This window comes from Enterobacter sp. CFEC122, from assembly GCF_052983755.1.
Window position 1 is genome coordinate 98,185 of the sequence record NZ_JBRIQR010000008.1, and the last position, 13,052, is coordinate 111,236.

Annotated in this window: 11 protein-coding genes; 4 read left to right on the forward strand and 7 right to left on the reverse strand. The window is 56.5% G+C overall.

The genetic code is table 11. From position 1 onward, the window contains the following. Positions 1–372 precede the first annotated feature (372 nt). Positions 373–1,587 (forward strand): alanine transaminase AlaA, encoded by a 1,215-nt coding sequence (alaA, locus tag ACVCAM_RS07835; RefSeq protein WP_008500204.1) that lies wholly within the window; start codon positions 373–375, stop codon positions 1,585–1,587. Positions 1,588–1,705: 118 nt separating this feature from the next. After that, complete coding sequence (yfbR, locus tag ACVCAM_RS07840; RefSeq protein ID WP_023344588.1) at positions 1,706–2,305, forward strand: 5'-deoxynucleotidase; 600 nt, start codon at positions 1,706–1,708, stop codon at positions 2,303–2,305. A gap of 80 nt (positions 2,306–2,385) precedes the next feature. Here yfbR and ACVCAM_RS07845 read toward each other — a convergent pair whose 3' ends face one another. The 4 genes from ACVCAM_RS07845 to yfbV form a co-directional block, all read right to left on the reverse strand. Next, complete coding sequence (locus ACVCAM_RS07845; RefSeq protein ID WP_023344589.1) at positions 2,386–4,218, reverse strand: SLC13 family permease; 1,833 nt, start codon at positions 4,216–4,218, stop codon at positions 2,386–2,388. Positions 4,219–4,293: 75 nt separating this feature from the next. Beyond that, positions 4,294–4,953 (reverse strand): sugar phosphatase, encoded by a 660-nt coding sequence (locus tag ACVCAM_RS07850; protein ID WP_021241560.1) that lies wholly within the window; start codon positions 4,951–4,953, stop codon positions 4,294–4,296. An 11-nt stretch (positions 4,954–4,964) separates the two neighbouring features. After that, positions 4,965–5,459: a YfbU family protein gene (locus tag ACVCAM_RS07855; protein ID WP_407223532.1), complete on the reverse strand. Its 495-nt coding sequence runs from the start codon at positions 5,457–5,459 to the stop codon at positions 4,965–4,967. A 91-nt stretch (positions 5,460–5,550) separates the two neighbouring features. Next, positions 5,551–6,006, reverse strand: a complete 456-nt coding sequence (yfbV, locus tag ACVCAM_RS07860) for a terminus macrodomain insulation protein YfbV (RefSeq protein WP_008502875.1) — start codon at positions 6,004–6,006, stop codon at positions 5,551–5,553. Between the two features lie 337 nt (positions 6,007–6,343). Between yfbV and ackA the strand changes: the two genes are divergently transcribed. Both ackA and pta read left to right on the forward strand, forming a co-directional pair. Then, on the forward strand, positions 6,344–7,546 hold the full coding sequence (gene ackA, locus ACVCAM_RS07865; protein WP_008502876.1) for an acetate kinase: 1,203 nt from the start codon (positions 6,344–6,346) through the stop codon (positions 7,544–7,546). 76 nt (positions 7,547–7,622) lie between these two features. Then, on the forward strand, positions 7,623–9,764 hold the full coding sequence (gene pta / locus ACVCAM_RS07870; RefSeq protein ID WP_023294122.1) for a phosphate acetyltransferase: 2,142 nt from the start codon (positions 7,623–7,625) through the stop codon (positions 9,762–9,764). A gap of 111 nt (positions 9,765–9,875) precedes the next feature. On the opposite strand, the gene ACVCAM_RS07875 is transcribed toward pta, so the two are convergent. The 3 genes from ACVCAM_RS07875 to ACVCAM_RS07885 are packed head-to-tail and all read right to left on the reverse strand — an operon-like array spanning position 9,876 to position 13,040. After that, entirely contained in the window at positions 9,876–10,829 is a 954-nt protein-coding gene (locus ACVCAM_RS07875) for a transketolase family protein (RefSeq protein ID WP_407223533.1), read from the reverse strand. Further along, a complete protein-coding gene (locus ACVCAM_RS07880) occupies positions 10,822–11,652 on the reverse strand; it encodes a transketolase (protein ID WP_025912734.1) in 831 nt (276 codons plus the stop codon). Before ACVCAM_RS07880 ends, ACVCAM_RS07875 begins: the two co-directional genes overlap by 8 nt. Then, entirely contained in the window at positions 11,649–13,040 is a 1,392-nt protein-coding gene (locus tag ACVCAM_RS07885; protein ID WP_126324842.1) for a PTS ascorbate transporter subunit IIC, read from the reverse strand. The genes ACVCAM_RS07880 and ACVCAM_RS07885 overlap by 4 nt, the downstream gene beginning before the upstream one ends. Positions 13,041–13,052 lie beyond the last annotated feature (12 nt).

Sequence of the window (13,052 nt, forward strand, 5' to 3'; positions counted from 1 at the left end):
CTTAACATTAATTTCACATGAGTAACTTTTATCCACAGTATGCTATTACAGAAACAGGTATCAAGCATTCAGGTTTTACGAAAAGTCACTCAGGGTGATTGCCACCTCTGTCCAGCTTACCACTTATTTTTAACAGCACATTATACAGTATTTTGGCAAATGGATAGCACATTTAACCTAACCTCTCGCTAAGCGCGCAACTTTAAGACAGTGAAAAAGCGTACGCGCAGCGAAAAAGATTCATCAATAATTTTCTCCGGGCACAAAATCTTCTCCTGCACACCCTTCAAAACGAAGCGAGGGGGGAGTACATTATTCCGTGCTGACTTCCACGGCAGGGAGCGGCAATAATAGCGAAAAGGTTAAAGGTTCATGTCCCCTATCGAAAAATCCAGCAAGCTAGATAACGTCTGTTATGACATCCGCGGCCCGGTTCTGAAAGAGGCAAAACGCCTTGAAGAAGAAGGCAACAAGGTTCTGAAACTCAACATTGGTAACCCTGCGCCGTTTGGTTTTGAAGCGCCGGATGAAATTCTGGTTGATGTGATCCGCAACCTTCCGACTGCACAAGGCTATTGCGATTCAAAAGGACTTTACTCCGCACGTAAAGCCATTATGCAGCACTACCAGGCACGCGGTATGCGTGATGTTACCGTTGAAGATATCTATATCGGCAACGGCGTCTCCGAACTGATTGTGCAGGCAATGCAGGCCCTGCTGAACAGCGGGGACGAAATGCTGGTACCCGCGCCGGACTATCCGCTGTGGACGGCTGCCGTATCACTGTCCAGCGGTAAAGCAGTGCATTATCTGTGCGACGAATCCTCCGACTGGTTCCCGGACCTGGATGATATACGCGCAAAAATTACGCCCCGCACGCGCGGTATCGTCATTATTAACCCCAACAACCCGACGGGCGCGGTCTACTCAAAAGAGCTGCTGATGGAGATCGTCGAGCTGGCCCGCCAGCACAACCTGATCATCTTTGCAGACGAAATTTACGACAAGATCCTCTACGACGCGGCGCAGCACCATTCCATCGCCGCGCTGGCCCCGGACCTGCTGACCGTCACCTTTAACGGCCTGTCCAAAACCTACCGCGTGGCCGGTTTCCGCCAGGGCTGGATGGTGTTAAACGGTCCTAAAAAACACGCCAAAGGCTATATTGAAGGGCTGGAGATGCTGGCCTCCATGCGTTTATGCGCCAACGTGCCGGCGCAGCACGCGATCCAGACCGCGCTCGGCGGCTATCAGAGCATCAGCGAGTTTATCGTGCCCGGCGGTCGCCTGTACGAACAGCGTAACCGCGCGTGGGAACTGATTAACGATATTCCGGGCGTCTCCTGCGTGAAGCCGAACGGGGCGCTCTATATGTTCCCGAAAATTGACGCAAAGCGCTTCAATATCCACGACGACCAGAAAATGGTGCTCGATTTCCTGCTGCAGGAAAAAGTGCTGCTGGTTCAGGGCACGGCGTTTAACTGGCCGTGGCCGGATCACGTGCGTATCGTGACGCTGCCGCGCGAAGATGACCTGGAAATGGCCATCAGCCGTTTCGGCCGCTTCCTCTCAGGATACCATCAGTAACGTTGCCTTTCTGCCGGGTGGCGCTGCGCTTACCCGGCCTACAAAATCCGCAAATTTGCATCTTGCCTCCCCTCCCCGCACAATGAACGCCTGTCGCAGTGAAGACAAAAGGTAACCTATGAGTCAGAGTCATTTCTTTGCCCACCTCTCCCGCCTGAAACTCATCAACCGCTGGCCGCTGATGCGCAATGTCCGCACGGAAAATGTGTCAGAGCACAGTCTGCAGGTTGCGATGGTCGCTCACGCGCTTGCCGCGATTAAAAATCGCAAATTCAACGGTCAGGTTAATGCGGAACGCATTGCCCTGCTGGCGATGTACCACGATGCGTCAGAAGTGCTCACCGGCGACCTGCCTACGCCGGTGAAATATTTCAATTCGCAGATTGCGCAGGAATATAAGGCCATTGAGAAAATTGCCCAGCAGAAGCTGATTGAGATGGTGCCCGAAGAGCTTCGTGATATTTTCGAGCCGCTTATCAACGAGCATCAATACACGGAAGAGGAGAAGTCGCTGGTTAAACAGGCCGACGCGCTGTGTGCCTATCTGAAGTGTCTCGAAGAGTTGTCCGCAGGGAATAACGAATTCTTGCTGGCGAAAACGCGCCTGGAAAAAACGCTGGAATCCCGCCGCAGCGAAGAGATGGATTACTTTATGCAGGTGTTTGTACCGAGCTTCCATTTATCGCTGGATGAGATCAGCCAGGATTCTCCCCTCTGATTTACGCCCAGCGGCGCTGCGCTTGCAGGGCCTGCTGGCTTGTTGGCCGGGTAAGGCGCAGCCGCCACCCGGCAAAATGCTCAGAACGGAAACAGGACCGGTATCAATACCACGCACACCACCATCACCAGCACGGTGAACGGCACGCCCAGCTTCACGAAATCGCTGAATCGATAGTTCCCCGGTCCCAGCACCAGCGTGTTTACCGGTGAAGAGACCGGCGTCATAAACGCCGCGGAAGCGGCCATCGCCACCATCATCGCAAACGGATACGGCGATACGCCCATGGACTTCGCCATCGCCAGGGCGATAGGTGCCATCAGTACCGCCGTTGCGGTGTTCGAGATAAACAGGCCGATGGTGGCGCACATGATAAACAGGCAGACCATCATCATGTATGGCCCATACCCGCCGCCCACGTCCATTAAGCCTTTAACGATCAGATCTACCCCGCCGGTTTTTTGCAGCGCCAGGGCAAAAGGCATCATCCCGACAATGAGAATGATGCTCGGCCAGTGAATGGCCTTATAGGCGCTTTCGGCGTCAATGCAGCGGAATTTACCCATCAACAGGCAGGCGATGATTGCGGCGACCGGATTGGGGATCTCATCGGTCAGCATCAGCGCCACCATCAATACCAGGCAAAAAATCGCATGGGGCGCCTGGCTGTGCGCGGGCGACGCGTCGCTCTCCTCAACGGGCATGTTGAGCACCACAAAATCACGCCCTTTTTGCCCGAGCTGGCTAATCAGCTTCCAGTTACCGACGACGAGAAAAATATCGCCCAGCAGGATCGGCTCATCCACCACCGCCCCTTCCATCGCCACGCCATCGCGCTTCAGCCCCACGACGTTCAGGCCATAGCGGGTGCGGAACCCCATCTCCCGCACGGTTTTACCCAGCAGTTCCGACTCCGGGATCAGCGACACCTCGGCCATGCCGACATCCAGCGCCTGATCGGAGAAATACTCCCCGCGCAGCACCATCGGCTCCAGCAGCTGTTCGCTGCAGAACTCGCGCAGGTCCACATCCGCGGTGGACATATCAATCAGCAGGACGTCACGCGCGCGGAATTCCGACACCCCGTTGACGTTGACGATCACCCGGCGAAACCGTCGCCAGCGCTCTACGCCGATCACATTCGCGCCATAGCGCTCACGCAGCTTCAGGTCATCCAGCCGCTGCCCCACCATCGGCGAGCCGGGCCGGATCGCCAGACGGCGCGCGCGCCCGGTAAGGCGGTACTCTTTAATCAGATCGCGGAAGGTGCGTCGCTTCCATCCTTCTTTATTTTTGTCCTGTTTTTCACCTTTCAGGGCAAAACGGGTCAGCAGCATGTAGACCACGCCCATGACCAGAATGACCAGCCCAAGCGGGGTGACGCTGAAAAAGCTAAAGCCCTCAAATCCTTCCCGGATCAGTTCGCTGTTGACCACCAGGTTCGGCGGCGTGGCCACCAGGGTCATCATGCCGCTGATAAGCCCGGCAAAGCTCAGGGGCATCATCAGGCGCGACGGCGAGCTCTGCATCCGCATGGAGACGCTCAGCACCACCGGGATAAAGATAGCGACCACGCCCGTGGAGCTCATAAACGCCCCCAGCCCGGCGACGGTCACCATCAGGTAGATTAGCATCTTGGTTTCGCTGCTGCCCGCCACCTTCACCAGCCACGACCCCATGATGGTCGCTACGCCGGTGCGCACCAGCCCATCACCGATAATAAACAGGGCGGCAATCAGGATAACGTTGGGATCGCTAAATCCGGAGAAGGCTTCCGGCAGCGTCAGCGTTCCGCTGAGCACAAACGCGACGATGACAAACAGGGCGACGGCGTCCATGCGTACCTTGCCCGTGGCAAAAAGAATGATGGCGATTAAAAGCAGGCTCAGGACCCAAATCAGTTCACCGTTCACAACCTATCCTTGTCAGTGGAAGATGAGGAATTTTGCCATAAAAAAGCCCCAGCAATGTGGGGCCATATCATGGGATTACATTTTTAGCGAGACGGTTACAACTCCGTCAGAGGCTTTTGAAACAGACAGTGCCGTCAGTGAATCCAGCACCAGGTCTGCCTCGTCCAGGCGGGGAGATTCCGCCGGAACGTTAACGGCGATGACGTGGCTTCCTGCGTTCAGCCCGGCCAGTACGCCAGCCGCCGCATCTTCGACCACCACGCACTCTGCAGGGTCCAGGCCCAGCAGTTCAGCGCCCAGTAAAAATGCGTCAGGCTCCGGTTTACCCCGCTTCACGCGCTCCGCCGTGATAAACACGTCCGGCGTTGGCAACCCTGCAGCCTTGTGCCGGGCGTGGGCCACCGGCACGGAACCGGAGGTGACAATAGCCCACGGGATCTGCGCCTCGTTCAGATGCTCAAGCAGTTCGCGCGCGCCCGGTAACGCGGTGATGCCGTCCGTATCGGTGGCTTCAATGTGTTCCAGGTACTTGAACTCCGCCTGAATGTCCTCCTCAGAGCGTCCGGCCAGGAAGTGCCGTAGCGAGGTAATGGCCTGTTTGCCATGGATAAAATTCAGCACGTCCTGATGGTCGATGCCATGTCTGTCAGCCCAATGGCACCAGGAACGTTCCACAACCGGCAGCGAGTCCACCAGCGTACCGTCCAGATCAAACAGAAAACCTCTACACTGCACACGCACCTCCGTCAGGCATTAATGATTTGTTGAATTTCGTTGCTGCTTAAATGGTACTGACGCGGGCAGGCGTGCCACGCGCTCAGCATACGCTGATATTTATCCCACATCGGGGTCTGCGCGTTGAAGCCGTGGGTGCCCGCGTCAAAGTGGGTATAACGCCCTTCTGTATTCACCATAAAGCGAACATAGCTCAGATAACGCGCTTCCGTTGCGGCATCAAAGCCTAAGAAGGTCACGCGGCGCTCGTCAATGGACTGCTGATCTTTGAGATTCGTCCAGGACACATGCAGGGCGTGATACATCTCCATAGTGTCGATCACGATGCGACAGGTTTCTTCTTTCAGCTCGCCAAACTCGCGGTCCAGTTCGCGCATTTGTAGACCAAAGCCGCGTTCGACGATGGTTTGCAGGCGGCTGTAGCGCGCAGCGTTATCGGGATCAAGCATAGTCATCATCTTGTACTGGTTAGACAAAATCAGACGTTGGGCATGGGTCATTTCCATCTTTCGACTCCTGTAGCGCATTGCACTTAAAAAAAAGACACGGTAACTGATTGTTACTGTGCCCTCTTTTCTTGGTCGTTTCGATGATCAATCACAAGTCATCGAGGAATGTTTTATCCAGTTGCTTAAATGCACGCTTTAACGTGTCCGCCAGCGCCTGGTAATCCGGCTTGCCTTCCACCGGGGCGAGCGCCTGCCCGGCCTCTTCCAGTTTACCGCGCACTTCATAAAACCAGTGTAAAATAGAAGGGGGAAGTGGCGTGATGGACCGTTTACCTAACCACCACAGGCCCTGCATTGGCAGGCTTAATGCGAAGAGCGCCGTGGCAACGGCAGGACCAAGCTGTCCACCCAACGCAATCTGCCAGCACAGCGTAAAGATAGCGACAGGCGGCATAAAGCGAATCGCATAGCGCGTAGCGCGGATGGTGCGATTCTCAATAAACATCGGCGCAAGGCGCTTTTCCATCGGCCACGTCTTTGCGTAATGCTGTCCCCGACGAAACAGGCTAAAGAAATTAACGGACGGGTTCTCTGGTGTCGACATGGCTGTACCTCAACTTCACATATAAAAATTAAAATTTTCGTGCAAAACCACAACAAGCTATGACAACGTTCAAAATATTTTGTCATCACTACCCCGTATCGGGTATCCTGTGCCAGCCTGATAGGGCCTTAGACGAGAATCATTAGCTCGTCAAATTATTGCATATTATGCCTTTGGCTGAAAATTGTGCAAAATGGCATAAAATCATAGTTATTTCTTCCATCATGCCACAATGTTCGTTTGGCATGATGTTAATCATAAATGTCCGGGTCATCATGCGTTACGCTGTTAGACTCACTGACGTTTTTTTAGCCACGTATCAATAATAGGTACTTCCATGTCGAGTAAGTTAGTACTGGTTCTGAACTGCGGTAGCTCCTCACTGAAATTCGCCATCATCGATGCGCTCAACGGTGACGAATACCTCTCTGGTTTGGCCGAATGTTTCCATCTGCCTGAAGCACGTATCAAGTGGAAGATGGACGGCAGCAAACAAGAAGCGGCTTTAGGTGCAGGCGCCGCTCACAGTGAAGCGCTGAACTTTATCGTTAACACTATTCTGGCACAAAAACCAGAACTGTCTGCTCAGCTGACTGCGATTGGTCACCGTATCGTCCACGGCGGCGAAAAATACACCAGCTCCGTGGTGATCGACGACTCTGTGATCCAGGGCATCAAAGACTCTGCCTCTTTCGCACCGCTGCACAACCCGGCTCACCTGATCGGTATCGCTGAAGCGCTGAAATCCTTCCCGAATCTGAAAGACAAAAACGTGGCCGTATTCGACACCGCGTTCCATCAGACCATGCCGGAAGAGTCTTACCTCTATGCCCTGCCATACAGCCTGTACAAAGAGCACGGCGTACGTCGTTACGGCGCGCACGGCACCAGCCACTTCTATGTGACTCAGGAAGCGGCAAAAGTGCTGAACAAGCCGGTTGAAGAACTGAACATCATCACCTGCCACCTGGGCAACGGTGGTTCTGTTTCTGCTATCCGCAACGGTAAATGTGTTGATACGTCCATGGGTCTGACCCCGCTGGAAGGTCTGGTGATGGGTACCCGTTCCGGTGACATCGACCCGGCGATCATCTTCCACCTGCACGACACCCTGGGCATGAGCGTTGACCAGATCAACAAAATGCTGACCAAAGAGTCTGGCCTGCTGGGTCTGACCGAAGTCACCAGCGACTGCCGTTACGTTGAAGACAACTACGCAGAGAAAGAAGACGCTAAACGTGCAATGGACGTTTACTGCCACCGTCTGGCGAAATACATCGGCTCTTACACTGCGCTGATGGAAGGCCGTCTGGACGCGGTTATCTTCACCGGTGGTATCGGTGAGAACGCGGCAATGGTTCGTGAACTGTCCCTGGGCAAACTGGGCGTTCTGGGCTTCGACGTTGATCACGAGCGTAACCTGGCTGCCCGCTTCGGCAAGTCTGGCTTCATCAACAAAGAAGGCACCCGCCCTGCTCTCGTTATCCCAACTAACGAAGAACTGGTCATCGCGCAAGACGCGCACCGCCTGACTGCCTGATTCCACACCGCCAGCAATGCTGGCGGTGCTGTTTTGTAACCCGCCCGATTTGGGCGGTAACGAAAGAGGATAAACCGTGTCCCGTACTATTATGCTGATCCCTACCGGAACCAGCGTCGGCCTGACCAGCGTCAGCCTTGGCGTTATCCGTGCTATGGAACGCAAAGGCGTTCGTCTGAGCGTCTTTAAGCCAATCGCCCAGCCACGTGCCGGTGGCGATGCACCAGACCAGACCACCACCATCGTTCGCAAGAACTCCAATCTGCCGGCGGCTGAACCGCTGAAGATGAGCCATGTTGAGTCTCTGCTCTCCAGCAACCAGAAAGACGTGCTGATGGAAGAGATCATCGCCAACTACCATGCTAACGCGCAAGACGCAGAAGTGGTGCTGGTTGAAGGTCTGGTTCCAACCCGCAAACACCAGTTTGCCCAGTCTCTGAACTTCGAAATCGCGAAAACCCTGAACGCAGAGATCGTTTTCGTGATGTCTCAGGGCACTGATACCCCGGAACAGCTGAACGAGCGTATCGAACTGACGCGCAGCAGCTTCGGCGGCGCGAAAAATACCAACATCACCGGCGTGATCGTCAACAAACTGAACGCGCCAGTGGATGAGCAGGGCCGTACTCGCCCTGACCTGTCCGAGATCTTCGACGACTCGTCCAAAGCGAAAGTCATCAAAGTTGACCCGGCTAAGCTGCAGGAGTCGAGCCCGCTTCCGGTTCTGGGCGCGGTGCCATGGAGCTTCGATCTGATTGCCACCCGTGCAATCGACATGGCGCGTCACCTGAACGCGACCGTGATTAACGAAGGCGACATTAACACCCGTCGCGTGAAGTCCGTGACCTTCTGTGCGCGTAGCATTCCGCACATGCTGGAACACTTCCGCGCAGGTTCCCTGCTGGTGACCTCCGCAGACCGTCCTGACGTGCTGGTTGCAGCCTGCCTGGCCGCAATGAACGGCGTGGAAATCGGTGCGATCCTGCTGACCGGTGCCTACGAGATGGACCCACGCGTCAGCAAGCTGTGCGAACGCGCGTTCGCTACCGGCCTGCCGGTCTTCATGGTGAACACCAACACCTGGCAGACCTCCCTGAGCCTGCAGAGCTTCAACCTAGAAGTGCCGGTTGATGACCACGAGCGTATCGAGAAAGTTCAGGAATACGTTGCGGGCTACATCAACGCAGACTGGATCGAATCCCTGACCGCGACCTCCGAGCGCAGCCGCCGTCTGTCTCCGCCAGCCTTCCGCTACCAGCTGACCGAGCTGGCGCGTAAAGCGGGCAAACGCGTTGTTCTGCCAGAAGGCGACGAACCACGTACCGTTAAAGCGGCGGCTATCTGTGCAGAGCGCGGCATCGCGACCTGTGTGCTGCTGGGTAACCCGGATGAGATCAACCGCGTAGCGGCCTCTCAGGGCGTTGAGCTGGGCGCTGGCATCGAAATCGTTGACCCGGAAGTGGTTCGCGAAAGCTACGTTGCCCGTCTGGTTGAGCTGCGTAAGAACAAGGGCATGACCGAAGCCGTTGCGCGTGAGCAGCTGGAAGACAACGTGGTGCTGGGCACGCTGATGCTGGAGCAGGACGAAGTTGACGGCCTGGTTTCCGGTGCGGTTCACACCACGGCGAACACCATCCGTCCACCGCTGCAGCTGATCAAAACCGCGCCAGGCAGCTCTCTGGTGTCTTCCGTGTTCTTCATGCTGCTGCCTGAACAGGTTTACGTTTACGGCGACTGCGCGATCAACCCGGATCCAACCGCAGAGCAGCTGGCTGAGATCGCTATCCAGTCCGCAGACTCCGCGACCGCTTTCGGTATCGAGCCACGCGTGGCGATGCTCTCCTACTCCACCGGCACATCTGGTGCAGGTAGCGACGTAGAGAAAGTGCGTGAAGCGACCCGTATTGCGCAGGAAAAACGCCCTGATCTGATGATCGACGGCCCGCTGCAGTACGATGCCGCAGTCATGGCTGACGTTGCAAAATCCAAAGCGCCGAACTCGCCGGTTGCAGGTCGCGCTACCGTGTTCATCTTCCCGGATCTGAACACCGGTAACACCACCTACAAAGCGGTACAGCGTTCTGCCGACCTGATCTCCATCGGGCCAATGCTGCAGGGCATGCGCAAACCTGTGAACGACCTGTCTCGTGGCGCACTGGTAGACGATATCGTTTACACCATCGCGCTGACAGCGATCCAGTCTTCGCAGCAGCAGTAATGTACTGCCGGATGGCGCTTCGCTTATCCGGTCTACAAAACCGTAGGCCCGGTAAGCGCTAGCGCCACCGGGCAACAAAAAGGCGACCACTTAACCGGTCGCCTTTTTTATTTACAGCAGCTCTCTCGCCGCCGATACAATGTCATGTGCCGTCAGGCCATACTCTTTCTGCAGGAAATCCTGCGTTCCCACCTGGCCGTAACGCTCCTTGACCCCGACCCGCCGCATCGGCACCGGACAGGTTTCCACCAGCACTTCCGCTACCGCCGACCCCAGCCCGTTGTGAATGCTGTGGTTTTCACAGGTCACGATGCGCCCGGTTTTCTCGGCGTAGTTTTTCACCAGCATCCGGTCGATGGGCTTCAGGGTAAACATGTCGATGACCGCCGCGCTGACGCCCTCCTGCTCAAGCTGCCGCGCCGCCTCAAGGGCTTCTGCAACCATGATGCCGTTGGCAATCAGCGTAAAATCGCTCCCCTCGCGCAGCACGTTACCTTTTCCAATGGTGAAGGTGGAGCCCGGCGCATACACGCTCGGCGCCTGCTTACGAATGGTCCGCACCCAGTAGAAGCCGTCGAGATCGATAAGCTGGCGCAGCACGTCCTCAAACATCACCGCGTCGGTCACCTCCAGCACCACCGAATGCGCCAGCCCGCGCACAATGCCCATATCCTCAAACGACATATGCGTTCCGCCGTTGTGGCAGGCCGTCACGCCCGCGTCTGAGGCAATCACCTTCACGTTGTTGCGCTGATAGTCCAGGGACATAAACAGCTGGTCAAAGCAGCGGCGACTGGCAAAGGCGGTGAAGGTGTGAACGAACGGCTTGCGGCCGGTAAGCGACAGCCCGGCTGCCGTGCCGATGACGTTAGCTTCCATAATGCCGCAGTTAATCACGTGCTGCGGATAGTCGCGCGCCACGCCGTCCATCGCCATCGAGCTCATCAGGTCGGCTTCAAGCGCAATGATGTCGCTTCCGGCCTCAATCTGCTTTGCCACGAAGCCCGCGTAAACTTTACGCATCTCAACGGCGTCTTTCTGTCCTGCCGGTGCAACCTTAATCATGTGAAGCCTCCAGTTGGCGAATCGTCTCGTTGAGGGCCGCTTTACTCTCCGCGGTCAATCGCAGGTGATGCGAGTTGCTGAGCTGCTCCAGATACGGCACCCCCTGGCCTTTGATGCTGTCAAGGATCACCACCCGCGGGCGAGCGTCCGCGGCAGGCACCCGGGACGTTACCTCCAGCAGCGCCGGAATGTCGTCCCCCTTGACCGTCACCACGTCAAAGCCAAAGGCGCGGAATTTGCCCTCGAGGTCGAACGCGCAGATGATCTCGTCCAGCTCGCCGTCGAGCTGCTGTTTGTTCCAGTCGACAAATACCGTCAGGTTGTTCAGGCGATGGTGGGCAATAAACTGGAACGCTTCCCAGCACTGCCCCTCGTTCAGCTCGCCGTCGCCGACGATGCAGAAGACCCGATTCGGCCGCCCTGCCAGCCTGTGCGACAGCGCCATGCCGCCGGCGATGGAAATCCCCTGCCCCAGCGAACCGGTGGTAGCATCTACGCCGCGCGTTTTCAGACGGTCCGGGTGGCTCGGCAGGCGCGTCCCGTTTTGGTTGAGCGTGCTCAGCTCTTCTGTCGGGAAGTAGCCCTTGATCGCCAGGGTGCTGTAGAGCGCGGGGCCCGCATGGCCTTTTGACAGCACGAAATAGTCTCGCTCCGGCCAGTCCGGGTCCGCCGGGTCGATTTTCATCACCGCGCCGTACAGCACGGCCAGGGTTTCAACCACCGACATGCTGCCCCCGTAGTGGCCAAAGCCCAGCTGCGTCAGGGATTTCAGCGTCTCCAGGCGGATCTGACGCGCGAGTTCGGTTATCTCTTTCTCATTCATGATTTGGCTCCGGTGTTTTCCTGCGCGTTACCGCCCGCAGGTTTGTTTTTCGCGAAGACGTTGTACGCCACCAGCAGCGCGAACAGCGCCACGACCAGCCCGGTGATGGCCAGCGGCGACAGGAAGCGCGCGAGGTTGCCGAGCACAATCCCAACCGCGCCGAAGTCGGCGTCAGAGAAGGTGGTGTTGGCAAAGCCAATGGCGCCCAGTACCGGCAGCAGCAGGACCGGCAGGAAAGTGATTAGCAGGCCGTTGGCAAAGGCCCCTATCATCGCCCCGCGGCGTCCGCCGGTGGCGTTACCGAACACGCCCGCGGTTGCGCCGGTGAAGAAGTGCGGCACCACGCCCGGGAGGATCAGCACCCAGCTAAACTGACCGCAGATGAACAACCCCACAATCCCGCCGAGGAAGCTGAACAGGAAGCCAATCAGCACCGCGTTAGGTGCATAGGGATACACCACCGGGCAGTCCAGCGCAGGACGCGCGTTCGGCACCAGTTTTTCCGAGAAGCCGGTAAAGGCCGGGACGATTTCCGCCAGAATCAGGCGTACGCCCTGAAGGATGATGAACACGCCCGCCGCGAAAGTGATAGCCATGATGATGGCGTACACGAGGTAGTTCTGACCGGCGCTGAAGGTGGCCTCGACGTACTCACGCCCGGCGCTCACCGCCAGGATCAGGTAGATAATCATCATGGTCAGGGAGATGGAGATTGAGCTGTCGCGCAGGAAGCTCAGGTTCTTCGGCAGGTTCATCTCTTCGGTTGAGCGGGAGCCTTTGCCCACCTTGCTGCCAATCCAGCCGGACAGCACGTAGCCCAGCGTGCCGAAGTGGCCGAAGGCAATCTCATCGTTGCCGGTAATGCGCTTCATGTAGCGCTGCGCAATCGCCGGGAAGAAAGCCATGATCAGGCCGAGGATTAGCGACCCGGTAAAGACCAGCCCTACGCCGTCAAAGCCCGCCACCGTCAGGATCACGCCAATCATGCACGCCATATAAAACGTATGGTGCCCGGTCAGGAAGATGTACTTCAGGCGGGTAAAGCGGGCGACGATAATATTCGCCACCATCCCGAAGGCCATAATCAGCGCGGTCGCTGCACCGTATTTTTCGAGCGCAATGGACACAATGGCTTCATTGTTTGGAATAATGCCCTGAATAGTAAAGGCGTGTTCAAACATGCCGCCTAACGGATTTAATGATCCCACCAGCACGGTGGCACCACCGCCCAGTACAATAAAGCCCAGAATCGTTTTAATTGTGCCTTTTACGACATCTGAAAACGCTTTTTTCTGCGCAACCAGACCGATTAACGCAATTAAACCCACCAGCACCGAAGGGACTTTTAAAATATCAACAACGAAATTCAGCGTTTCAAGGATAAACATATCCACCTCGCC

Bases quoted from the DNA above. Each gene is read 5' to 3' on its own strand.
- ACVCAM_RS07880 (WP_025912734.1), bottom strand. From the start codon at position 11,652: ATGAATGAGAAAGAGATAACCGAACTCGCGCGTCAGATCCGCCTGGAG.
- ACVCAM_RS07875 (WP_407223533.1), bottom strand. From the start codon at position 10,829: ATGATTAAGGTTGCACCGGCAGGACAGAAAGACGCCGTTGAGATGCGT.
- alaA (WP_008500204.1), top strand. From the start codon at position 373: ATGTCCCCTATCGAAAAATCCAGCAAGCTAGATAACGTCTGTTATGAC.
- yfbV (WP_008502875.1), bottom strand. From the start codon at position 6,006: ATGTCGACACCAGAGAACCCGTCCGTTAATTTCTTTAGCCTGTTTCGT.
- yfbR (WP_023344588.1), top strand. From the start codon at position 1,706: ATGAGTCAGAGTCATTTCTTTGCCCACCTCTCCCGCCTGAAACTCATC.
- ACVCAM_RS07855 (WP_407223532.1), bottom strand. From the start codon at position 5,459: ATGGAAATGACCCATGCCCAACGTCTGATTTTGTCTAACCAGTACAAG.
- ackA (WP_008502876.1), top strand. From the start codon at position 6,344: ATGTCGAGTAAGTTAGTACTGGTTCTGAACTGCGGTAGCTCCTCACTG.
- ACVCAM_RS07885 (WP_126324842.1), bottom strand. From the start codon at position 13,040: ATGTTTATCCTTGAAACGCTGAATTTCGTTGTTGATATTTTAAAAGTC.